At 47.2% G+C, this 24,760-nt stretch carries 14 protein-coding genes; 5 read left to right on the top strand and 9 right to left on the bottom strand.

The window, feature by feature from the left end:
* Positions 1–4: 4 nt before the first annotated feature.
* The 3 genes from ACOCLE_RS02195 to ACOCLE_RS02185 all read right to left on the bottom strand — a co-directional run bounded on the left by ACOCLE_RS02195 (position 5) and on the right by ACOCLE_RS02185 (position 9,642).
* Positions 5–7,942: an LEPR-XLL domain-containing protein gene (locus ACOCLE_RS02195; RefSeq protein WP_419535330.1), complete on the bottom strand. Its 7,938-nt coding sequence runs from the start codon at positions 7,940–7,942 to the stop codon at positions 5–7.
* A gap of 75 nt (positions 7,943–8,017) precedes the next feature.
* The gene (locus ACOCLE_RS02190) at positions 8,018–8,935 is read right to left on the bottom strand and encodes an efflux RND transporter periplasmic adaptor subunit (protein WP_419535329.1); all 918 of its coding nucleotides are present in this window, start codon (positions 8,933–8,935) and stop codon (positions 8,018–8,020) included.
* Positions 8,932–9,642, bottom strand: a complete 711-nt coding sequence (locus tag ACOCLE_RS02185; protein WP_419535328.1) for a TolC family protein — start codon at positions 9,640–9,642, stop codon at positions 8,932–8,934. The genes ACOCLE_RS02190 and ACOCLE_RS02185 overlap by 4 nt, the downstream gene beginning before the upstream one ends.
* A 102-nt stretch (positions 9,643–9,744) precedes the next feature.
* Between ACOCLE_RS02185 and ACOCLE_RS02180 the strand changes: the two genes are divergently transcribed.
* From ACOCLE_RS02180 to ACOCLE_RS02170, 3 genes are all read left to right on the top strand, one after another.
* On the top strand, positions 9,745–11,025 hold the full coding sequence (locus tag ACOCLE_RS02180; RefSeq protein WP_419532972.1) for an ISKra4 family transposase: 1,281 nt from the start codon (positions 9,745–9,747) through the stop codon (positions 11,023–11,025).
* 111 nt (positions 11,026–11,136) lie between these two features.
* Positions 11,137–11,454 carry a hypothetical protein gene (locus ACOCLE_RS02175; RefSeq protein ID WP_419535327.1) on the top strand — a complete coding sequence of 106 codons (318 nt, stop codon included), beginning with the start codon at positions 11,137–11,139 and terminating at the stop codon, positions 11,452–11,454.
* 80 nt (positions 11,455–11,534) lie between these two features.
* Positions 11,535–13,412 carry a helicase-related protein gene (locus ACOCLE_RS02170; protein ID WP_419535326.1) on the top strand — a complete coding sequence of 626 codons (1,878 nt, stop codon included), beginning with the start codon at positions 11,535–11,537 and terminating at the stop codon, positions 13,410–13,412.
* Positions 13,413–13,489: 77 nt separating this feature from the next.
* Here ACOCLE_RS02170 and ACOCLE_RS02165 read toward each other — a convergent pair whose 3' ends face one another.
* From ACOCLE_RS02165 to ACOCLE_RS02145, 5 genes are all read right to left on the bottom strand, one after another.
* Positions 13,490–14,866, bottom strand: a complete 1,377-nt coding sequence (locus ACOCLE_RS02165; RefSeq protein ID WP_419535325.1) for an alkaline phosphatase family protein — start codon at positions 14,864–14,866, stop codon at positions 13,490–13,492.
* A 135-nt stretch (positions 14,867–15,001) separates the two neighbouring features.
* The gene (locus tag ACOCLE_RS02160; protein WP_419535324.1) at positions 15,002–16,339 is read right to left on the bottom strand and encodes an MFS transporter; all 1,338 of its coding nucleotides are present in this window, start codon (positions 16,337–16,339) and stop codon (positions 15,002–15,004) included.
* Positions 16,340–16,697: 358 nt separating this feature from the next.
* Positions 16,698–18,119 (bottom strand): MFS transporter, encoded by a 1,422-nt coding sequence (locus tag ACOCLE_RS02155; RefSeq protein ID WP_419535323.1) that lies wholly within the window; start codon positions 18,117–18,119, stop codon positions 16,698–16,700.
* A 61-nt stretch (positions 18,120–18,180) separates the two neighbouring features.
* Positions 18,181–19,746 (bottom strand): exo-alpha-sialidase, encoded by a 1,566-nt coding sequence (locus tag ACOCLE_RS02150; protein ID WP_419535322.1) that lies wholly within the window; start codon positions 19,744–19,746, stop codon positions 18,181–18,183.
* Between the two features lie 97 nt (positions 19,747–19,843).
* Positions 19,844–21,259, bottom strand: coding sequence for an MFS transporter (locus tag ACOCLE_RS02145; protein WP_419535321.1), 1,416 nt, complete (start codon positions 21,257–21,259; stop codon positions 19,844–19,846).
* Between the two features lie 275 nt (positions 21,260–21,534).
* Here ACOCLE_RS02145 and ACOCLE_RS02140 point away from each other — a divergent pair, with 275 nt between their 5' ends.
* Positions 21,535–22,188 (top strand): tetratricopeptide repeat protein, encoded by a 654-nt coding sequence (locus ACOCLE_RS02140; protein WP_419535320.1) that lies wholly within the window; start codon positions 21,535–21,537, stop codon positions 22,186–22,188.
* 12 nt (positions 22,189–22,200) lie between these two features.
* Complete coding sequence (locus ACOCLE_RS02135; RefSeq protein ID WP_419535319.1) at positions 22,201–23,340, top strand: cellulase family glycosylhydrolase; 1,140 nt, start codon at positions 22,201–22,203, stop codon at positions 23,338–23,340.
* A 29-nt stretch (positions 23,341–23,369) separates the two neighbouring features.
* On the opposite strand, the gene ACOCLE_RS02130 is transcribed toward ACOCLE_RS02135, so the two are convergent.
* The gene (locus ACOCLE_RS02130) at positions 23,370–24,758 is read right to left on the bottom strand and encodes a GH1 family beta-glucosidase (protein WP_419535318.1); all 1,389 of its coding nucleotides are present in this window, start codon (positions 24,756–24,758) and stop codon (positions 23,370–23,372) included.
* Positions 24,759–24,760: the final 2 nt, after the last annotated feature.

Raw genomic sequence — 24,760 nt, 5'->3', positions numbered from 1 at the left:
AACGTTAATACCCCCCGGATTTGCTGTGCACCAGAATATCGCCATCATTGGCAATACTTAAACCACTCTTATGAATATTCAGGCTATCTTCTTCCTGAATATTAATGGTTCCGGAAGCCACATGGCCAAACACATTGGCTATTTGAGTATCAATGTCATCATTATTCACACCAAATGCATCATTGGCCGTGAACTCAAGATTTTCCGCAACAATATCCAGATCGGAGTCTCCGGCATCATAAATACCACCAGAGATAGCCTCCATGGTCACCGTTGCCTCACCTGTTCGAATGCTGGCAACGTCTATGTGCTGACCGGCACGAACTTTGATGTTTGAATCAACAGTTTCAATAAAGCTCGTATCCTGCTGTCGAACACTGCCGGTAACCGCTTCAATGCGAACCTGTTTACCATTGGCAGAGTCTGACACAATAATTCCAGCACCCGCTTCCTGCAGAACATTGAGTTCCGCCAGCAGAGTGACATCTCCACGTTCACTGATAACGTCAGTGTTCTCGGTAATGGTGATATTACCTTTGCTGGCTATCAGACTGATGTCTCCCGAACCATTAGCAACAATGCCTGCATTGTCTTCATGCTCTGAACCATTGAATACAAGAATATCGCCATCTTGTGAGGTCAGACTGATATCACCATTGTCTGATGTGGCCAGATCACTGATTCCAGCGTCAGTAACAGTCACTAAAGAACCGTCTGCCTGTACTCGTTGAACGGTAATATCCGTCAGTGTATCAATATGAATGGTATTCGCTTCATTGAGATGGATACCTCCACTTCCCGCTCTTGCGGCAAGAACATCCACACTGATATCAAGCGCATCATCTCTGGCTCCTGCCCCAACACCGGCAGACATACGCAGCTGATCAGCCAGAACATCGATATTCTGATCACCAGAATCCGTGATAGCCCCAGCTACACTGATAAGGCTGACATCACCCATCGCCACATGTAGACCAGCTACTTTAATGGCGCCCTGTGCCTGTAATCTTATAGAACCTGTATTTCCAGTGGTTATTAAGGCGCCATCGTGCTGCTCTACCCCAACCAGCTCAGCAATGGCATCAACCGATCCCCCCTCTCCGGTGCTGATCGTCGTGTAAGCATGTTGCGTGATGTTATTACGTGCCTGAAGAGTGATGGCATTTGCACCAGCAGTCTGAATATCCGCATACGTTTCGATACTGCCGTTGTCGGCTTTCAGCCTGATATTTCCGGTATCCTTAATGGAAATCCTGCCATTGGCCGTCAGATTTCCATTAAGGTTGTTCATTAAAATATTTCCGCTGGTCAGAACACTCAAACCCTCTGCCATGACTTCGAGGGAATCGTTCTCCTGAATATTGATGGCACCGGCACCAGTGCTGCCATTGATGCGTTCAATGTCGGTATCAATATCATTTTCATTGGTTCCAAAGCCTTCAGCAGCCTTGAACACAAGGGTTTCTGACTGAATATCAACATCCGTATCACCAGCATCATAAATACCACCAGTTTCAGCATTCAGCGTGATCTCACCGGTGCCGGCCTGTAAATGAGCGATATCAATCCACTGGTTAGCAACAACGGTGATCACCCCATTGGTGGCGATCACTCTGCTGCCATTGCGTTGCTCAAAACTGCCCTGTGCGGAACGCAGTTGAATCTGTCGGCCAGAAGTACTGGTTGTCAAAGTGCCAGCAGTCTGAACAATACTGCCGACAGCGGCAATATCAATCATGCCATTACTGGAGGTTAGATTACCGGACAGTGTAACTACACCATCAGTACTGGTCTGATCAATAGCAATATCACCATCTGTAGCAGTCAGGTTAGCATTAAATACCGCATCAACCTTGCTGCTGATAGCCCAGCTCAGGGCAGAGAAGTTGCTGGAAAAATGAACACTATTACTGAAGATTTCAACCCGGGCTTCCGGTAAAGCGTATGTCCCGCCCGAGTTTCTGAGCGTCAGCGTTTCACTTCCAGATGCCAGGCGGTAAGAAACCGTGCCCTTAAAAGCCCCCCCCTCTTTGACCAGACTGTAATCCATATTACCCAGTACAAACTGTGAAATGTTCTGGTCATAGGTAATAGTTCTCCCATTCAATGAGAACTGGTTGCCAGAGAAGTTCGCTGTGCCACCGGCGGACTCCACATAATAGAAAGCATTATCCCCACCATTTTCGGTAAGGGTCATGTCGAACGCCGACACAATGACGTAAGTGTCATTGCCAGAACCAAAATCAATACGATCAATCTGTGGTGTATCACCAGACTCCAGTGTTAGATTGCCACCCTCACTGTTCATCAGTAGTTTGGAGTTCTGATAGTCATATTCCAGATTAATATCAGAAGTCAACTGACTCATATCCAGACGGGAAAGGGTACCATTACCACTCAGAATATCGTTACCAAAGCCCTCAGCCAGGATGAGCTGTAAGCTGCCACCCACTATTGCCGTGTGGATGCGGTCATCCCCGGTTCCCGGTGTCAGGGTGTGGCTGCCGGTACCGGTAAGGGAAATCACATCATTCCCAATGCCCAGGTCGATGGTTGTTCTTCCGGAGCTATCAATGGTGACATTGTCGTTGCCAGCTCCTGAGTTAATGACAGCCGTACCATTACCATAAATACTGATACTGTCATTACCTGAAGTGCCAGTAATTATCGCCAGGCCACTGCCAGAGTATTTTACCGACTCAGTATTGGTAATATTAATTTTACCTTTTACCGAGCTATCGACGATGACTTTATCAAGGCCATTTCCAGCATCCAGATTGATGGTGTAATCACCACTGCCGACGTCCAGTTTGGTAATTTTTCCCTGAACATCAACAATCAGTTTGCTGCCATCCTGACGAATACGGACCGTTTCATTCACATCCTCTTTATCATAACTTCTGAGAGAGGATTTATTCCCTACATGGACGGTGACCGTTGAGCCGGATATTGCCGCAACATTGGGCGGAGGTGCATCAGGGAGTGGCAATTTGAAACCGATGGGAATGGAGATATCCACTTTACCAAAGATATTCGCACCAATAGACAGCTCTCCATCACTGGGGTCAAGTGACAGATCCAGTCCACCTGAAATGGTTCCACTCTTACTGAATGAAGGGATAATAGTGATGGTTTTGCCAAAGATCTTAGCTGTAACAGCCTTACTGCTAATGGAAGCTGATACCGACATATCTGCATCAATATCAAACTCACCATTACTATGCTGTACCTTAAGTACTGCTTTAGCACTGGCACCTATTGAGAAAATACCAAGGCTTTGATTAAAGCCTCCACCCACCTCAAAGGAGAATTTAAGGTCGCCATTAGACCTGATATGGTCAACTTTTACTGCACTGTTGATTAAATCAAGGTCAACATTAGCTGTCAGGTCTTCCAGTGCAAAAATGCCATTCTCAAAACTGAGACTGACAGAGCCACCAGGGCTAAGGGTAAAGAGTGACCAGAATTGAATATTTGGATTAGCTATGGCCAGCTCAATCGATGGCACTGACTTAAACCCGTCCATTTCCAGAGAAAGGTTAAAATCACCACCGATGGTAATCAGGTTGAGAATTTTTGCCTGCCCATCCAGGCTCAGGTTTGTATTGATTCCACGATCATTCAGGGCAATATCACCTGACGCTTTCAGAGTACCCAAACCTAACAGGCCAATATTGCCATCAACAGCAACATTCAAACCGGAGCTTGTACCAGCACTGATCAATACCCCGCCATCAATAGAGAAGGTGTCGACTAAAGTCAGTGAGCCTTCTGTTGAACGAAGCTGAAAACCAGAAATACCTCCAATCGTTACGGTGCTGTACCCTAACAATGGCTGAAAGTCTTCAGCCACCTCAAAAGTGATCTCCCTATCGGTCGTATTTGCAGTAAATTCAAACCCACCATCAAAAGCGATAACACCCGGTATTTCAAAGCCACCTTGTGTACTGAGCTTCATTGCCAGAAAACTGTTTTCAGGATTTTCGCTATCAACCTGACTGACCATCAAACCCTTGGAGTAAAACTCAAGCTCTCCAGCACCGTATGAAACCTTTAACTTGCCATCAAAAAATATGTTCTGGGTGGTACCCACCAAAGCACTTTCAAAAGTTCCTTCCAAATACACTTGAGAAAAAGCATCAAACCTGAAGGTTCCCTGACCTCGAACAACCAATAAGTGATCACTAAAGTTCAAAAGCACTGCAGAGTTCACTACATCGTTGTCAGTGGTAGGGAGAATCAGGCCAAATTTGTCCAGTTTCCCATTACCGTTAAGGTCAATGCCTCGAGCCAGCTCTCCAGTATAACTATTGGCAAAATCGATAGCCGGTGGATCAAGTAACTCACTGGGGTTGCTGAAATCACGATTTAATTTTGTATTGATATTAATTTCAGCCCCTGTAGGAGTGAAATTAACACCCGGTATATCGAGCTCAAAGGCATCAGAAATCTCGGCAGTTAACGCAAAGTAAAAATCAGACGTATTGGCACGCATTAACGCAAGGCCAACCTCAGCCTCTGCACCGAGATCAACATTCAGCTCACCCAGATTGATCGATGCATTCAGGTTTTTACCCACCAGAGTAATGCCATCCACCTCATCAAGGGTCGTGTTATCAGTGAGAGTGACTGTCTGGGCACTCAAGCGCTCAATAGCAATCCCTCCGGAGATTTCCACAACTGCCGAACCGTCAAAAGGGTTTTTAATTTTGACCGTTGCCTGCTCTATTGCCAGGCGAAATGCCTGGCCCGCAAACGCTAGAGCAATAGTTTCAGTAGGACCAATGGCAACGTCATATTGTTTTTCATCAAAGCTGGAAGAGAAATCAATGGCAGGGGCTGCCACTGCATTAAGGATTGCCTGAGTAGTAGGATCTACGCCAGGAAACTGAGTAAAGTTAGCTTCAAAAACAATATTACTGCCTGATAGGTTAAACGCGAGACTATCAGAAGTGACACTCTGAGCATTCACTTTAAGCGCCACAAATTTTGGAACGTACTGCTGACTTCCCGGAACCAGGCCAGCCAATGTTGGGGTACCGAGAAATAATGCACCGGTCACACCTTCAAGCGTTGCTCCAGCAACACCAAGATCAACCTCAACAGTGGCATCACTGATACCAACCGTTAATACATCAATATCACCGCCAAGTTGAAAGTCTCCAGATACCCCGAGCGCCTTCCTGACTTCATCAATATTACTGCTGACATCAACCGATACTGCTTTGACTTTATTAAAGGCAAACGCACCATTGACTGTTACAAGCCCGGCCAGATTGATACTGCCATGCGCAGCAATCAACTGCTGATTGCTGTCAAAATTCAAATAAATTTTATCGTTGATATCTGAGCTGGTTTGAACAGCGTACCCCAAGGGGTCATCAAAACCACTCCCTGCGAAGTTGATATAGGGGGTAACTGTCGTTCCACCAAAAAGCTTACCTGAATTGAAAGCAACTCTGACATCACTCAGCTCTGCGATATCCCCTAACCCAACAAATTGACCACTGTCAGCCAAGACAGAGAGAGCTTGAAAGCTGGCATTGAGACCACTACCGAAAAGCCCTGTTGGTTTGAATGAAGCATAGGCAAAGTCAACATCACTTAAGAGAATACCAATAGCTCTGTCATTAATATTGCTGCCGCTATCAAAGCCGATACCACCAATACCGGCAAATACTGTGATATTCTGTCCACCAATCTGCAGGCTCTCGACTTCAACGTTATAGCTGTCATCGACTACACCATTGGGCACCTTAACATTGACGGTATGGGTAGGACCTTTTTGAAAAGAAAAATCACCACTGGCCGTTACAAACCCACCAACATTGAGTTCAGCCTGATTTAACGATGCCGCTATACGCTCATTTCCATCATAATCAATATAAATGGATTGGGAGCCTGCCTTAACTTCATAGCCAGCCGGGTCAATTTTTCCATCACCATCCGCATCATTGTCTGCATTTTCTGCCAGGAAGCTGCTGCCAAAATCAATAACTGCAGTCCCTAACCCTCCGGGCCATGACTTACCGGTGTTTATTTTGATCCGAATATCGGTTGCACTGACCGTTAACTGATCAATTCCAACCGCTTCCACACTGGTAGCAGTAGCAGAAATTGCCTGAAAGTTCAGCAGTTCACTTAATGCAGGGTTTGTGGGAGTAAAATCTACATACGCGAAGTCAACTCCTGAAAGAGCAAGACCTGTGGCACCACTGGTCAGATTTCCTTCACTATCAAACCCTCCACTAACTCCTACGAAAGCTTTCAAGCCGGAACCGGCAATAGACAGTCCAGCCACCTCAAGGTCGTTAATGGTTGAGGGGCTTTCCAACCCCTCTATAAAGGCTGCGGCAGCACTGTCAGCACCAATCAAACCGATCAATTCACTAACATCGGAAGGCAGGCCTGTAGCAACATTGACATTCGCAGCCAATCCTTTTTCAAGGGTTAAATCTCCATAAACATGAACAAAATCCAGGAGACTCATCTGTGCATCAAATAGCGTTGCACTCATCTGCTGAGCGCCGGCAAAATCCAAGATGATGGGGTCAGCACCGCCTGCAATAGGAACCGATAAACCGCCATCAAAACTGGTCGCAAAATCCAGCGCTACCCCGCTGGCTGGCAACCAGCTGCCAGCGCCATTGATGGAAATAGTCGTATGACCTGCAGAGAGTGAGAACAGTTCACTGAAACCAACCACTTCAATACTGCCAATATCCGCCTTCAGTGCATAAAAGCTGGGCAAAGTACTCAGCAAAACGTCGTTCGGAATATCTTTCAGAGTTGCAAGGTCAGGAAGGTCAATGGATAAATCAAAAAAGTCAGCAGGTAGATTGAAGTAGGCCATGCCAAGGTTGACATCCTGAAGAACGATCCCCTTGGCCTGAGAGTTAACTTCACCCTCATCATCAAAGTCACCATCATAATTCAGGTCAACTTTGTCAGGCCCGCCAAGACCAATAAACCCACTGGCATTGGTCATGCTGAGCGTCAGGTAAGTCCGATCCAGTCCATTAAGCTCTGCCGGTAAGTCAAGGCTGATAGGAAACCCGGTAGCAACGGTCATGTCGTTAGCTACGCCATAATCCACATGCAGGTTGCCCTGAAAGTAGATAAATTCTGAGAACTGAATGCGAGCCTGCCCCTCAAGAGGGTCCGTATTGTTAAAATAATGGCTGTTAAGCTTTTCACCAAAGGCATCAGCGTCATTCTGGCTGGCAAAATCGATCGCCAAACCGTTACCCAACTCACGGTATACCAGTTCCAGGCCATTTTCACTCTGAACGATCTGGAAGTAACCACTGCCACCTTCCAGACCAAACAAACCATCAGCACTTTCAAACTGACCTTCAACACTGCCGAAGCTCATGATTTGAAAGCTGTCTCCATCCTTCAGAGAAAAGCCGTCAATAACCTTAATCGTAAGCTTTCCACCCAGCTGCGCCAGATTGTCCACTTTCACTTGATCGAATTGGTCGCTCTCTTTACCACCAATCTCAATAACCAGTTCAGACCTCGCGTTATAAGTAACACTATCCAACTCAACAATACCCGGTGAATTCCCAGGCCCCATAACACCATTATTGATCAAATGCCCCTGGAAACTGCCATTGCCAGAAAGCTCCTGATCTTGATCAATCACAAGCACATCCTGATCAGTTGCTATCAACTCTCCATCAACCGACAGGTTATTGTTACTTAAAGCAAGAGTATTGAGAGGCTGGGCTTCCAGTCCTTGAAATGGGTCCTCCTTCTTACGCTCGTCCGGGGTAGCAATTGTAGACTGCTCAGCCACCTGAAAAATGGTGGTTTCAGTCGTTTGCTCAGAGCTATCAGCAAAAGAAATCAACAACGGATCTGCCGATAGCAGGATGCGTTCTTCTAATGCTTCCAGTTGATGTTGCTCACTTCCCTGCGCTTTATTTTTTTTATGCATAATGTTTTTGAAGCCTATCAATCGACAATTTGGGTACTGTCGGCTATGACTGCTGCCAATTATTCAGTTTTGGTTTCAGGAAACTTCAAGATATCCACTGACACCCAGTTTGATTTCACCATCTGAGTTATCAAAATGAATAATCACTTCAATGAGATTGCTGGCTGAGTCGGTTACCGGAGAGACAAAAGCAACCGTTCCCTGACGAAGTACATGCTTATCGCCAGCTTTAATAAAGAGTTCAACACTCTGGTTCACAGAAAGCTTTCGTCCCAAGCTCTCATCAACATTGGCAATAAACCGCCCTCTATTAGAGTTTACGACCCTCAACAAGGGTTTATTGGCCTGAGTGCTTTCCCCTTTATCAAGCCAAACTTTGGTGACGACACCTTCAAAAGGGGCAATGATCTGCCCCTTATTTAGCCTCGCTCTGGCAAGCTGATACTCCAGCTTTTCCTTACGCTCATTCACTTCGAGCTGATTGGTTTTAGCTACCTGTAGAAGGTACTGGAGCTTTTTTCCTTCCAGATCTTCCCCACTGATTGCGCCAGTCTCTTCATGAAGGCTTTTGGCATTCTGGTAGAGCAGTTGATAGATCTCCATCTGTTGTCTGGATGCTTCCAACTCACTTTTGTCTTGCCACAGGAGAAAGGTGCGTTCAACCTCCAGACGCTCTGGTTGTGTGTCCAGAGTCAGTAGCAAATCACCTGAAGAAACCTGCTGACCTTCTGATATCGGAATATCCGCGATACGTCCGGCCATCGAAACACTGAGCAACACGTCCTGCTCAGGCTCCGTAATACCGGTAATGGTAAATGCCTCATTAGAAGAAAGTGAAAATTCATCATCCTGAACCAGTGAGGCTACAAACTCATCCGACTCAACCATGGACACTATCGAAATGGCACTGCTATCCAAACCATTTTCTGCAAAAGAGAGTGAGCCAAATGTACTCAATGTAACAGCACCAACCAGAAGGAGGCTTTTTTTCATAAAGGCAGCCCCTCAGGGTTGGGAGGAGATACTTGATCGGCTATATCAAAATAGCTGAACAGGCTTCCTTCCGCTTTCTTAAGCATGAATTTTGATTTTTGATACGCTGCTACAGCAGAGAGCAACTCTGACAGAGTTATTTCATACCGCCTCTCACTGTCAATCACATCATCAATTGAAGCCTGCCCTTTGTCATAACTGCTCTGATGGATTAAAAAAAGCTCTTTATTAATTTTCCGAACCTTATCCAGCTGCTGAACGATGCTGTATTTATTTTCAATATCAGCGATCAGTGTTTTTAACTGATTCGCCAGCTTTATCTCGGTTTCCTTGATGGCATAAATCGCCTGCTGCGTTCTTACATTGGCAACCCCGACCTGGCTTCTGCCGATGTTGTTGGCCAGCGGTATTACAAATTCAACACCAACGCTGAATCCGGGGTAGTCTCCCGACAGAGTATCGTTAATGGCATCATGAGCTCTCATATCGAGACCATTCTGGTGATAACTTGCCAATACATCCAACTGAATAAGTGACTGGTTCTCGGCATAGACCAGTTTTATTTTTTCCTGCTCTGCCGTTTTAACCGCAGATAAATAATAAGGGTTTAACTGATAGGCGGTATTTACGCTTGAAACGGAATCCAGCGCAGGCATTGATAAGCTTGCGATCAACGTTTCAAAATCGGCACTTTCCGCTTTAATCACATAATCAGACTCAACAGACGGGTGCTCTCTCTGAATGATTGAAACAATAGTGCTCTATTTTCACAGCTACTATGGGAACACCACTCATAATAGTTAACTGTCATGCCCGCTTCTGTTATTTCCAGCTCTACCAAAAGCATCGTTTTGCAAATTGAAGTTTCTATAGATTCAGGCAACATGCTGAATCTTGAAGATAGTTTACAGCGTGCACTCAATGAAGCCGGGCAGCTTGGAACAAAAGAGTTATTGGGGCTATTTGAATCACCCAATAAAGAACCTATCGTCGTTAATCAGCAGAAGTGGAACTACAAAGGAAAGGTTCTTAAGCACTATGAAACCTTATACGGTCGTATACCTTTGGAGCGCTCCGTATATCAGGGTGTCAGAGGTGGCAGTACTCTGGCAGCACTTGATCTTCGTGCCGGTATTATTGGTTCAGCTACCCCCAAATTTGCCAAGTCTATCGCCTGGAAATACAGCCAGATGCCAGCGCCTGCGGTAAAAGAAGATTTTGAGACCAACCATCAAAGGACGCTTTCAAATTCTTATATCAAGCATTTATCGGACAGAGTAGGTGCATTAATTGAAGACCAGCAAGACACTCACTACCACCTTCCTCCACTAAAAGAGCCTGTTGAAACAATAGCCATTGGTCTGGATGGAACCTGCATGCTGCTTTGTGAAGAAGGCTGGAGGGAAGCCATGTGTGGGACATTGAGCCTATATTCTGCAGATGGAGACAGGCTCCACACGATATATACAGCCAGTTCGCCAGAGTATGGTAAACAAAGCTTTATGAGCAAGCTCGACGAGGAGATTGCAGATCTAAAACGACTCTACCCAAATGCCACATACATCGGGGTAGCTGACGGGGCTAGAGAAAACTGGAGTTATTTGAAACAACATACCTCTGGGCAGATACTCGATTTTTATCATGCATCTGAATATTTAGCTGGAGCAGCGGAAGCACTGTTTCCAACCAGTAAGGCGAAGCGACACCAGTGGCTTGAAGACAGGCTACATAGTTTGAAAAACAAGCGTGGAGCAGCCAAAAAAATCCTTCAGGAAATTGAATCAGCCGAGCTCCCGAAAAAGACAATCGCACTGACAGAGAAGCGCTACAAAGCTGTGAGCTATTTTACAAACAATCACCAGTTAATGAATTATCATCAGGCGCTTAAACGCCATTGGCCAATAGGTTCAGGAGTTACTGAAGCGGCTTGTAAGACTCTGGTAAAGCAACGATTATGTGGTTCTGGAATGAGGTGGAAAGCAACAGGAGCGGAAGTGCTTTTGACAACAAGAGCACTGATCCAGAGTAAGGGGCGCTGGGAACAACTTTGGTCTGAGTTCATGACTGGAAAGGTTGAAGCTAACCTATGAGTCAGTTATCAAATTGAGAGAGCACCCTCGCTTGAAGGCTATCGATTTTCTGCGGTTGTTTTACAAAATGATAATGGTCGTTTATTTCAGGAAGATATCCAGCGCTCTGAGGTGCGCTTGAAGGGGCAGGAATACAGCAACATCTCTCTTCAATCTCTGGACATTTTTCCATTCCACAGTGAGCAGCTTCCATCGGCCGCTCTTGGGTGGCAGGGAGGTGGAAAACTGGCCACAAGAATGGACGACCAGAGTGGAGTTCGCTCAGAAGAACCCTTTCTTCAGGTGTATGCAGAGCTACCGGAAGAGTCTAATGCACTTTACTATCACGGTGTTTCAGGAGTGTTAAGAATTGGATTACCTCCGGAGCCATTGGCAAGACAGTTGTATCGTCAAATCAATCAGCTACTGCAGAAGCGTTATAAAATATGATGCTTCCATCATTTAGCATTCATCACTTCAAAGGCCATGAACGTCAGAAGGTATTCAATGGGCTTGATAAGCATATTGATTTGCTGGCAGGAAAAATTAAACGTAGGAGCACCCTGTTGAGCGCTTTCAGTCAGCAGGCATCAGAAATACAATCGTTGATAGATCAGTATTCATTACTGGATACAGAAGAGATATCTCACTCATTAGTGGCTTTGAGTCCTCATTTCATTAAGCCAAATCCACCCAGATCAGTAGTTAATAGGGCTATCGCTCTTCTTGGTGCTGCCTCGTTGAAAATACTGGCTTTACGACCACATACCGAGCAAATCATTGCGATTCTCGGACTTCAGAATGGCTATATTCTGGAGATGGATACCGGTGAAGGCAAAACACTGGTTTCGGGCTTAGCCAGTATATTGCTGGCGTGGCGTAAGCGCCCTTGTCATGTATTAACCGTTAATGACTATCTTGCCACCAGAGATAAAGCGTTCTTATCACCTCTGACTGATTTCCTCGGAATCAGTTGTGGCATTGTCATTTCAGAGGACTCAGCTGAACAGCGCCGACAGCAATACGCTTGTGAGATCGTCTACACCACTAGCCAGGAACTGCTGGCAGACTTTCTTAGAGACAGAATTCTTCTGCGCAGGGGTGATTCACACGCGTATCATATCCTGGGACAAATATCGGGCTATCAACCGGCTCTTGTAACCCGGGGAATCAGCAGCGTCATTGTGGATGAAGTCGACAGCATTCTAATTGATCAGGCGGTTTCTCCACTGATCATTGCCGCACCGGGAGAAAATAAGTTTCTGGAAACACTGATATCAGAAGCTAATGACATCGTCAGGCATTTAGAGAAGCATACCCATTACAGCGTGTTTACAAAACAGAAGTACATCCAACTCAACCACAGTGGCATTGATAAAATTCTCAATGTGACGGCCGAGATGGCTGGTTTGTGGCAAAACAGTCGTAAAGCTATCGAGCTGGTTGAGCAGGCGATCAAGGCAAAAGAATTATATATACGCGATAAAGACTACATCGTTGAAGATGACAAAGTTATTATCGTCGATGAATTTACCGGCCGAAAAATGCCTGACCGATCATGGAGCCTGGGCTTACACCAGGCGGTAGAAGCAAAAGAGTCGGTTACGATTACCCCACCGAATGAAACCCAGGAAAGAATGAGCTATCAGAAATTTTTCCGTTTATTTGATCACACCTGTGGTGTTAGCGGTACGGTAAATGAAGTGGCTAATGAACTCTGGCATATATACCGACTCCCCGTTCTGAAAATTCCCAGACATAAGGCGTGTCAGCGAACGGTTCACACGGAAAAAGTGTTCAAAACAAAAGCCGAGAAGTGGCGCTTCTTAGTAGAACTGATTGAACAAACGCTGAATAAGCAACAGCCCCTACTGATTGGAACCCGAACGATTGATGACAGTGAGCAAATAGCCCACTTACTGGAGGCAAAAGGGCTACCTTATCAATTGCTCAACGCACGATACAGTGAGGAGGAAGCTGACATTATCAGTAAAGCTGGCTCGTGCGGTCGTATCACTATCGCAACCAATATGGCCGGCCGGGGCACTGACATTAAACTGGATACCGTAAGTTTTCATAATGGAGGGCTATTTGTCATTCTAACGGAGTTTCATGATAGCCCCCGCATCGATCGCCAGCTGGCAGGCCGCTGTGCCCGACAGGGCGACCCTGGATGTTATCTGGCGATCAGCAGTTTTGAAGACGAGCTCATCCAACAGGCTATTCCAACCTATATTAGGCGGATACTTTACAGCTGTTTAAATTCCAGTATCGGACAAAAAGCTGCCCTGATGCTGTTTGCCCGGGCACAGAGAAAAGCAGAGAAGCAGGCTTATCGTCAAAGGCAGTCTGTATTGAGCCATGATCTCCAAATGAAAAGCTCGTTAAGCTTTAATGCAGAGTATTAAGCTCAGTAGACATAAGTTTTCCCGCTTCTCTACAATCCGATTACGAGTACTATCTATACATCATTTTGTTGCCTGACTTACTGAATGAGTTCAAAAGAAAACTGATCAGCACTGCCACTGCAATCAAATTTGGCGACGTGTTCTTCACTGGTTAATGTGACAGGTGTGCCCTTCTGAGCATCCCACTCCAGTCCACACTCATGGCTATCAATGGTGCTGTAGATAAAGTCACTGCTGATCGTCATCGCATCGCCAGCCTGGCTGCAATCGAACTTGGCAACATGCTCGTTGCCATCGACCGTCATTGGTGTCCCCGCCTTTGCATTCCATTGAAGGCCACAGGAAGAACCATAAATATTGGCATACACGAAATTGCCTTTCACCAGCAGAGTGTCACTGTTCCCACCACAATCGAATTTGGCAATATGCTCACTGCGTTCCAGCGCTACTGGTGTGCCGGCATCGGCATCCCATTCAAACCCGCAACGAGCACTGCCGATGGTTGCATACATCCGTTGATGCGGCTCGATCGGTCCCAGAAGAGGAAAGCCATCAAGGTACCCCAGTAGATCACTGCCAATACCCAGATATTGCAAAATGGTGGGTACTATGAAGGTTTGTGCCGGTGTGTTGTACAGCCCATCAAAGTCCTGATTAGGAATTGAAGCAAATTGTTGGTATGCCTGACTCAACTCTTTATTAGAGGCGATAAACACCGTCTTCTCACTGCGTGTCTGGCTCCCATGACCATTACCGGTTATCGCATTCCTGCCATGGTCTGTGGTGACCAGCACCAGCCACTCTTCATTCAACACCTTTTCCCGCTGCTCAACTTCATCCAGTAACATACCCAGTCGTCTATCGCTGTCTATGATGGACTGATCGTACTCTACGCCCCAGCCATGAGAGTGACCGGCACCATCCGGTTCATCCAGGTGTATAAAAATAAAGTCCGGACTGCTATTCCTTAACACATCCAGTGTCAGATTCAGGCTTTTATCATCACCACCGCCTTCAGAGCGCGCGGCCAGCAAAGGCATATCATAGGGAAAATAGAGCGTATTAATGGTGCCCCAGGTTGAAAATGAATAGAGTTCTGCATCGTTATTGGCGTTATGAATCAAGCGAAAGATACTTGGCCAGTCTCGGTTTGCGGGCCCTGTATCGTTACTCTTAATCCCGTGCTTATTGACCCAGACACCCGTTAATATGGTACTCCATCCTGGCCCACTGCTGGTGTTCTGCTGGTTGAAGCGACCTTTAATACCACCAGCATAAGCTTTGGTGATGGTTAAACGGTCAAAGTTTGGGGTGGGCAGCCTGTGAATATGTTCAAACTGCACCCCATCAATACCTACCAGCAGCACTTTTTTATTATCTGCAAAAGTCTTTGATATGGCCGTTAGCCCAATCAGAAAGATCAGGCATCCCTGATTCAGTATTTTTTTTATCATTGCCTTATTCATTCGTGTTGTGAATAAGGTATTTATTTAATCTTCAATTTATGACGCTGGCGTTAATGTTTGATGACGTATTTATTGATCAATAATAGAATCAAGTTATCGTTTTTTTAAACACTAGGCTTTTCTTTATGCTGACTCATTTAAATATTTGTTCACTCGATTCTCGTTATACAAGAACAAAACAGCACAAGCCAGAAAGGAAAAGCTGCACCCAATCCAGGCGGTCAGGGAGACGCCAAACTCGGTTGGAGTGCCGTTACTGCTTCCGATAATCAGCAGAGACGGGAAAACCAGACTGGTCACTGAGCCAGCCAGCTTTACATTCAGGCTCTGTAAACCAAAGAAAGTCCCCTCTTTATGCTCACCTGTACGTCGAGTATCTGACAGAGTGATGTCGGTCATCATCGCAGCCGGAATAATACTGGTAATGGCAATAGGAATCGCCCCCAGGAAAACAATCAAGCCAGCCAGCACCATGGGATGGGCAACATCATTGGCCAGCGGAATCATGGAAAAAACCGAGCCTTCCAGAATGAGGGCAACGATATAAATGTTCTTTTTCGCATAGAACTTAGTCATTCTGACGACCAGAGGGTAGAGGGCAAAACTCATGGCAAACATACCGACCATCAAAGCGGTTGCCCACTGCTCAGAAAGCCCCAGCAGCATCGTTACGTAATAAACGGCTCCCGTTTCCAGAAAATAGGTTGCCATCAACGTCAGACAGTTAACCAGCACAAATACGGTAAAATCCCGGTTTTTCAACGCCTCCCCCATGGATTTGATGGCCCCTTCACTCGCCACCTGGCCACTGCAGTGCTTTTTCTCATCAATCACGAGAATAGGAACCAGCATGCAGAGGGCACCCATCAGGGCAAAGCTGACCACAATGATGCGCAGGGCATCCATTGGCGATACCCCCTGCCCCTCAAGCACTCCCTTGAAGAACCACAACGTTTGCCCCACACAGAAAGCCGCTCCCCAGGCTGCAGCACTCATGGTTGCAAGAAACACACGATCATCCGCCGTTTTACCCAGCTCCGGAATCAATGCACCATAAGGCATCACATAAAGTGTCATAAAGAAGTAAAACAACAGAACACTGGCCGCAACCCACAGAATATTCCATGTGGTCGCTGTTTCATCTGGTGGAAAAAAAGTAGTAATAGAGGTTAAAGCAAAGGGTACCAGTCCAACCATCATAAACAGCCGACGTCGCCCAAACCGACTTCTGGACCGGTCGCTCAGATTGGCAATAAACGGGCTGGATACCGCATCAAATACACGACTTAAAGCGGTTATGATGCCGAGAGCGGTAAGGCCCAGAAACAAAGGAATCCGTGGCAGTAATTCCGGGATTTCAGCCTTACCTTCAACAACAGGAGGAAAGTAAAAATAGCTAAGGACAATACCCATGGAGAACGCGGTTAACGTTGCACCAAAATGCCCCAGAGAAAACAGCACCAGTCGCCACCTTGGCAACCGTTGGGAATGAGTTAATTCACTGACACTGGAAACATCCATCATTCAACCTTACTTCCTGCTACTTACCTTTCCCAGGCGCCTAGGGCCTGTTGACGTTTTGTTGCGAGTTCAGCGGATCAGGGCGTGCCTATGGCGAGGCATTGCAGGAAGACTGGTTGCCTTTCAAAATGCCACAACGAAATCATAAGCGCGCCCTGACCCGCCCGAAGGGTGACCCAGAAAGCGCCATCTGCTTTTTCAGGCTTGCTTGATGTAGAATAACTACACGCTGCGCAAGCCTTTTGCGCATATGACGCTTTTCTGGGTCACTGAGCACGCAACGAAACGTCAACAGGCCCTAAGAATAATCAAGATTTCCTTTAAGCCCTTCACCATCGTCCTGTCTATCAGGAACATCATTCAAAAACTGGTTAACCCGGTCTTCGTCGTAAAACTTCAGCGCCAGGGCCGCCAGCAGGCAGAGCCCACCACCGACTATGACTGTGATAGAAGCTCCCGTCGCATAAGGTGTGCCACTGGCACTGCCAATAATCAACAGTGAAGGGAAGACAAGACTGGTCAATGAGATGGCCAGTTTAATATTGAAATTCATGGCACCGAAAAAGACACCCTCCTTATGACTGCCCGTGCGATTGCCATCCGAACGGGCAATATCAGCAAGGATAACCGTCGGCAGAATGCTGTTAATGGCGGTAGGAATTGCCAGCAGCAAAATAAGAATCCAACCTGTCAGAGCCGCATCGGGCAAAACAGTACACAGAGGAATCAGTGCCATTAGCAGGCCATGCAATACCAGTGCAAAAATTTGCATAGTACGTTTCTGGAAACGACGGGTTAACTTCACGACAAATGGGTAACAGGCAAAGCTGCAGACAAACATGACAATCATGACCAATGACGCTGTGGATTCACTCATCCCCATCAAAATGGTCACGTAGTAGATAGCACCGGTTTCCAGAAAGAATGTGGCCATGCACGTTAGCAGATTGGAGAGCGTAAACATGCGAAAATCCACATTGGAAAAAGCGGACTTCATGGCACTGAATACATGTTCCGAGCACTGATTACCATCGCAGTATTTCTTCTCATCAATAACCAGCACCGGGACAGCCATGGCCAGTGCACCCACAATAGAGAAAAAGATGGCACACATTCTGATAGCGGTCATGGCATCAAACCCCATGGACTCCAGCTCACCCTTCAAGGCCCAGATTGACTGACTGAAAGCAAAGGCCAGTGCCCAGGCAATGGAGTTACAGGTTGCAATAAAAACCCGGTCATCGGAGGTTTTCCCAAGCTCAGGAGTGAGAGCGCCATAGGGAATGCAGTACATGGTCATAAACAGGTAAGCCAGCAGAGCACAGACTGAGACCCAGATAACGTTCAAGGTACTGGAGGCATAATCGGGTGGCCAGAAGACCAGAGCCGTTGTCAGTGCAAAAGGCAGTAATGCGGAAGCCATAAATACACGACGGCGACCAAACTTATGAGTCGAGCGGTCACTCATATTGGCAATAAGTGGGTCGGTTATGGCATCAAAACAGCGGGAAAGGGCAAGAATAATACCAAGGACTGTTAGCCCCATCAGTACCGGTGCCCGTGTGATCAGTTCAGGTATGGGAGTAGTACCCTCCACCTCTGGTGGAAAGTAAAAGTAAGTAATCACTGAACCAAAACTGGCCGCAGCCAGCATCCAGCCAAAATTCCCGAATGAAAAAAGCACCAGTCGCCATCTCGGAACCCGGTTATTGATATCCATTACACTCCCCCAACCTACCGGTACAACCGGACTCTCTTTTATTATTATTCTTCACATCTGTTTACTGAGGTGTTATCAGGCTTTCTGGAACCATGGCAATGGTGATTTTTTCCGAGTAAGACATGACTCCGTTCTCAAACAGAACAGCCACATCACCATTGGAGAGTGTACCAAGGTCGGAGTAACCGGCAGCGCCAGGATAGACAGTAACACTGTTCTTCCAGCTGTTACCCTGATCCTCACTGTATCGAACGGTCATATTAACCCGTGCCCGGGTATTGGCCGGATTGGCAAAGAGTAAACCTTTTTCGCCATATCCCTCAACGGAAGCCTGGCAAACCGGCGTGAGCAAAGACAGATCCTTTTCTGCCTCCAGCCAGTTTATCCCACCGTCAGAAGACGTACTCACCCAACGTCCATTAGGGGCAGGTGCCCGACCCAGGGCTGCATGCTGACGGGTATTCATATAAATACGACCATCGGCCAGTTCAGCAATGGCCGTTTCATCACCGGTATTGAGTGGCTCACTGGTCTGCCAGGTATTGCCATGATCATCACTGAACAGAACCACAGCCTGGTTGGCACGGCCTTCAACCTTCTGGTTCAGATAGCCCGGAATAATCAGACGCCCTTTCGCTGGATTCTGCTGTTTCTGGATACCATGCCCAGGCCCGAAAATCAGCCCCTTAAAGGGCAGCACTTCACGATCACTCCAGGTCAGGCCACCATCACGGCTGGTGATCATCACTGGCCAATGCTGCCTGGCTTCGTTACTGATATTGTGGGCAAGATGAACAATGCCGGTCTCCTGGTCAAAGGCCGGTGTGGGGTTGCCGCATTTACCCCGCTTATTATTGTCCTCATAGGTGCAGACGACATTCAGCTGGCTCCAGCTCTTACCCCAGTCCTTACTGACTTTGGTCACCAGATCAATAACACCGGTATCCAGAGCGGCATCGCGGCGGGCTTCAGCCACCCCAATCAAGAGGTCAGACTTCAGTTGTTCGCCATTACCCAGCTGACTGCCTGCTGGAACCACCAGCAATCCGGGAATCCGGTAGATGGCGTAACCATCAACACCGCCCACAAAGAGATCCTGAACATCACTCAACTCATCATTATATTGCGGGTTATTGACCCAGTTCAGAGACCCCATCAATGGCCAGCCCAAAATGGCAATTAGTCCTACGGTTGCCGTGTTTTTCAATATTGCCTGATCATTTCGGTGGCGAGGCAACGCAGAAAACAGCATGGCGATGGCTAAAAAGCCCCAGGCAACACCCAGTGCCGCAATCACTTCATCAAAAATACTGACCGGCTGGTAATAGTCGAAAACAGTACTGTCGAGAAACACGATAACCAGAAGAGCGGCGGTTGCCAGAAAAGACAGAGAATAAAAAAAAGGTTTTACCCGTCTACTCTCTGGGTCTGATCGTTTAGCCCACAACCGGGTGACCAGACGAACCGATGCAATGGTGTAGATAAGGCCATAAATCACAGCTATGGCAGTAATCAGCCCAAATGCTGTCAGCCCCGGGGCATTAAACTTCAGGAACAGAAAGAGAAAAGTCAGCAGCCCCAGGCTGCTGACACTGATAAAAACAGCGGTGATTCTGGAAAGAAACACAGTCAGGTTACTCCATTTTATTCTTATTATTTTCAGGGCCTGTTGATGTCTTTGTACGTAATCTGTACGTCAGAGTAAAAACATACAGGCCGAGATCTCAGGCAATGGATTCCGTCATTTCACCCTGAGAAGGCGTCTCATCCTGTTCATCATCCAGATGACGGTTAACCCGTTGCTCATCATAAAACCTCAACGCCAGTACAGCGACAAAACAGAGGCCCGCACCCACCAGCGCAGTGAGCGAAACCCCAAAAGTGCTGGGAGCCCCATCGCTGCTGCCAATAATCAGCAACGAGGGAAAAATCAGGCTGGTCACTGATGTGGCCACCTTGATGTTGAAATTCATGGCACCAAAGAACACCCCCTCCTTATGACTACCGGTGCGGTTGCCATCAGACTTGGCAATGTCCGCCATAATGGCGGTTGGCAGAATACTGTTAATGGCGGTCGGTATGGCCAGTAACAGAATAATCACCCACCCCGTCAACGCGGCATCCGGCAGGACAGTACACAGGGGAATCAGTGCAAACAGAAGACCATGCAGTGCCATGGCAAACATCTGCATATTTCTTTTGGCAATCCGACGGGTCAGTTTCACGATAAAGGGGTAGCAGGCAAAACTGCAGCCAAACATCACAATCATAATCAGTGAAGCTGTTGCCTCACTCATTCCCATTAGCATGGTGACATAATAGATAGCCCCGGTTTCCAGAAAAAACGTCGCCATAAAAGTCGCGACATTAGCCAGTGAGAACATGCGAAAATCAGGATTAGTAAATGCTGACTTCATGGCACCAAGTACAGGCTCTGAGCAGGTGTTTCCATCACAGTACTTGCTTTCATCAATGGCCAGAATCGGCACCAGCATGGCCAGGCCACCCAAGACCGCAAACAATCCTGCACAGACCCGGATTGCCATCATGGCATCCATACCTGAGGATTCCAGCGTATCTTTAATCACCCACACCAGCTGACCACAGGCAAAAGCCAGAGCCCAGGCAACCGAGTTAACCGTAGCAATAAATACCCGATCCTCAGACGTTTTACCCAGCTCGGGAATCAACGCGGTATAAGGCATGACATACATGGTCATAAACAAGTAAGCGAGAATGCCAAAAACAACCACCCAGACGGCATTCAAGATCGTAGGGGACGTATCAGGAGGGGTGAACACCAGAACAGAACAGATGGCAAAGGGGATCAGGGAAATTGCCATAAATATACGACGGCGACCGAATTTATGTACTAAACGGTCACTCATATTGGCGATCAGGGGGTCGGTGATCGCATCAAACAGCCGGGATACCGCCAGTATCAGGCCAAGCACTGTCAGCCCCATAAAAACGGGCGCGCGGTTGATTAACTCCGGTATCGGCTCGACGCCCTCTACAGTGGGTGGAAAATAAAAGTAATTAATGACTGACATAAAACAGAAGGCAGTCAGCATCCACCCAAAGTTGCCAAAGGAGAATAATACCAGCCGCCAGCGCGGCACCCTGCCTACTGCTTTCATATTTTCTCCCCCATCACTCCATAATGTGAATTTTTATCATGTTTTTATCATATACCAGAGAAATCTCGTGAAACAACCATGATTCTCTGAAACCGCATACCGTTGCCTTCCTCTCCTTTTGAAACAATACAGGATTGGCCAGTTAAATAAACACTGAACCAATGAAGGCTTTCATATTATCCCGGATGCTGTTTAAATGAGCACAAACAATAAAAATGAAAAAAATTCAGTTTTTAACAATACAAAGACTGATCGATTGCTGATGGAGCCCTACCATGAAGCTTGTTACCACATTGATTACCAGTTTTACATTCGCCCTCCTCTCCTTTACTGCCCATGCAAACCAGCTCAGCGCTGGCTACGAGCTGGAGAGTCAGTGGATTCAGGCACTTCAGGAAAGTGATACGGATAAGAGAGTCGCTGAACTTGAACGGGTACTGGAAGAAGCAACTCAGGCACTGATCGCAACACCAGACGACGTAGAGCTGTTAATTGTTAAAGCCAATAGCAACCTTGAAATTGCCAATGCCCTCAACAGTGTAAAATCATTGGGTTATTTAAAAGAGGGCAAAAAGGATCTGGAAAAAGCCATCGAGCTCTCGCCAATGGCACTTGATGGCATGGCAGAAGCGAGCCTGGCATCCGCACTCTACTGGGCACCTGGCTGGCCACTTTCTTATGGTGATAAAAAAGAAGCTATCGAGTTGTTTGATGAAGCGCTCACCAGAAACCCTGACAGCCTGGAGCTATTGACTCAATACGGATACATCATGAGCCTTAATGGTGAAGGTGACCTCGGTAAGGCCAGGTCTCTGTTTGAATCAGCATTGCAACAGATCGAAGCAACAGAACAACAGGGAAGAACAGTATTCGCGCAAATCCGGAAAAAGGACATTCTTTCGGCTCTCGAGAGCATAGAAAACCAATAACGGAGACACCTGATGTCCGGCAAGTGGTCTGCCGAGAAGGCACAGCAGTGGTATTCAGCGCTGCCCTGGCTGCGGGGGTTCAACTACCTTCCCAGAACAGCCGTCAACTGGACCGAACTCTGGCAGGGACTCTCTTTTGACCCTGCCACCATTGACCAGGAGCTTGGCTGGTCAACAGCCATCGGTTACAACACACTCAGAACCAACCTGCCTTTTATTGTCTGGAAGCATGACCGGGATGGGTTGATCCAGCGTATCGACCAATTCCTGAACATTGCCGAAAAACATGGCATATACGTCATGCTTTGCCTGATGGATGACTGTGGATTCTCCGGTGATGAACCTTACCTTGGTCCACAGAAACCACCGATTCCGGGTATCCATAACAGTCAGGCTGCTGCCAGCCCCGGCCGAAAAGTGGTTAAAGACAAACGTCAGTGGAAAGAAGTTGAAGCCTACATTCGGGATATTATTTCCACATTCCGGAACGATAACCGGGTTCTACTTTGGGACCTGTACAATGAGCCTGCGAATTCTGCAGTGTTCGGACGATTTAACTGGAAGCTGATAGACCCCAGACTGACATCCCATGCAACGGAATTATTAGAACAGGCCTTTGTCTGGGCACGGCAGGAATCGCCAACGCAGCCACTGACGGCAGGCGCCTACGAAGTGGGCACCACGGTCAATGTTAAACTGCCACTGGTAGGCAATATCAGTCTAGATTACCTGCTGACAGGACAAAAAGATCCTTTTTACCACCGTCGATTTGACCGACTGGCCCTGGAGCTCTCTGACATTATCAGTTTCCACGCTTATGTTTCCGCTGACAAAATGCAGAGCATCATTCACTACCTTGACGAGAAATATCAGCGCCCACTGCTCTGCACTGAATGGCTGGCCCGCCATGTTGGCAGTCGTCTCGAAGAACAGCTTCCAATCTTTAAATCACACCGTGTCGCCTGTTACCAGTGGGGATTGGTGAATGGTCGTACACAGACACACCTGCCCTGGACAGATATCCGGGTATCTGGTAAAGAAAAAGATCTATGGTTTCATGATCTGCTTAAACCGGATGGCACGGCTTATGATGAAAAGGAAGTTGAGCTGATTCGGTCATTGACCCATGAAAAAGTCACTGAGACTGCCTAAGTAGAAGGTTTATAAAGCCTGACCCACAGTCAGGCACGTTCTAAAGTCATAAGACCGGCAGGCACTTCAAGGGCACCTCTCTGCCGAATCTGTTGCTGCAGCCAATAGCCTGAATTTTTAATGGTTCTCTTACCCGACTCATAGTCAACATGAACCAGGCCAAAGCGGGTACTGAAGCCTTTCGCCCACTCAAAGTTATCCAGCAATGACCAGGCAAAATAACCACGGACATCAGTACCTTCCTGCCTGGCTTTCAGCACTTCATGGATATGGGACCGCAAGTAACTGATACGAGGCTGGTCGTTAACAATGCCATGATCAACCTTGTCAAAATAGGCCGCCCCATTCTCGGTAATATAAACGGGAGGATTGCCATACTCCGCTCGCATCAATGTCAGCAGTTCATTAAAACCTTCAGGGTAAATTTCCCAATCCATAGCCGTATATCGATAGGGGTCTGGCTCTGGCCTTCTGGCAACAAACGTGCCTCTTAACCCTGGAACAAGCCGGTTACCTCTGACAAATTCACGGCTGTAATAGTTGAGTCCGGTAAAGTCGGTGGGTGTCTGGATAATATCAAAATCGCCTGGGTTTACCGGTGGCCGAAACCATCGAAAGCGCTGCCATAAAACCTCTGGATAATGCCCCTTGAAGATTGGGTCAAATGCAATACCGTTCATAAAGGCATTGGCCGTCTTTGCTGCCTCCAGGTCAATAGCCCGGCTACCTTTGGTATGCATAGGGGTATAACTGAGGGTAAGACCTGCCTTTGCTGTAGAGTCTTCGCTGCGTATGGCCTGCATGGCCATACCATGTCCAACAAGAATATGGTGCATAGCTCGCCAGAAAGTCCAGGGATTGCGCTTACCGGGAGCATGATGGCCAAACAGATGACCAAACGTAGCGTGCTCCCATGGCTCATTGACCGTAATCCAGTGTTTTACACGGTCACCAAAATGATTAACAACGGTTTTTGTGTAGTCGGCAAAATGGTAACAGGTCTCCCGCCCGGCAAAACCACCGTACTGCTGGTACAGCGCTTCTGGTGTATCCCAGTGAAACAGCGTAGTGAATGGGGTAATGCCTGCCTCAAGCAGTGAATCGATCAACCGGTCGTAAAAGGCCAGCCCTTTCGGATTTATCCTGCCCTTTCCTTCCGGAAAGATTCGTGACCATGAGATGGAAAAACGATAAGCATCCAGCGAAAGCTGATCCATGATGCCAACATCTTCCTGATAACGATGGTAATGATCACAGGCGGTATCGGCATTATGGCCGTGATCAATGTTACCAGGCTGGTGACAAAACGTATCCCAGATACTGGGACCCCGCCCATCTTCTCTGACAGCACCTTCAATCTGATAGGCCGCGGTTGCTGCGCCGATCAGAAAGTCCCTGGGAATATTGAGATGATCCATTG

It is taken from the genome of Endozoicomonas sp. (assembly GCF_965196975.1).
Classification (GTDB): domain Bacteria; phylum Pseudomonadota; class Gammaproteobacteria; order Pseudomonadales; family Endozoicomonadaceae; genus Endozoicomonas.
The sequence above is the reverse complement of the archived record's forward strand: the minus strand, read 5'-3'. Positions and strand labels throughout refer to the sequence as shown.

Coding starts and splice junctions, on each gene's coding strand:
- ACOCLE_RS02135 (WP_419535319.1), top strand. CDS start 22,201: ATGTCCGGCAAGTGGTCTGCCGAGAAGGCACAGCAGTGGTATTCAGCG.
- ACOCLE_RS02140 (WP_419535320.1), top strand. CDS start 21,535: ATGAAGCTTGTTACCACATTGATTACCAGTTTTACATTCGCCCTCCTC.
- ACOCLE_RS02165 (WP_419535325.1), bottom strand. CDS start 14,866: ATGATAAAAAAAATACTGAATCAGGGATGCCTGATCTTTCTGATTGGG.
- ACOCLE_RS02180 (WP_419532972.1), top strand. CDS start 9,745: ATGCCCGCTTCTGTTATTTCCAGCTCTACCAAAAGCATCGTTTTGCAA.
- ACOCLE_RS02195 (WP_419535330.1), bottom strand. CDS start 7,942: ATGCATAAAAAAAATAAAGCGCAGGGAAGTGAGCAACATCAACTGGAA.
- ACOCLE_RS02130 (WP_419535318.1), bottom strand. CDS start 24,758: ATGGATCATCTCAATATTCCCAGGGACTTTCTGATCGGCGCAGCAACC.
- ACOCLE_RS02190 (WP_419535329.1), bottom strand. CDS start 8,935: ATGAAAAAAAGCCTCCTTCTGGTTGGTGCTGTTACATTGAGTACATTT.
- ACOCLE_RS02155 (WP_419535323.1), bottom strand. CDS start 18,119: ATGGATATCAATAACCGGGTTCCGAGATGGCGACTGGTGCTTTTTTCA.
- ACOCLE_RS02145 (WP_419535321.1), bottom strand. CDS start 21,259: ATGAAAGCAGTAGGCAGGGTGCCGCGCTGGCGGCTGGTATTATTCTCC.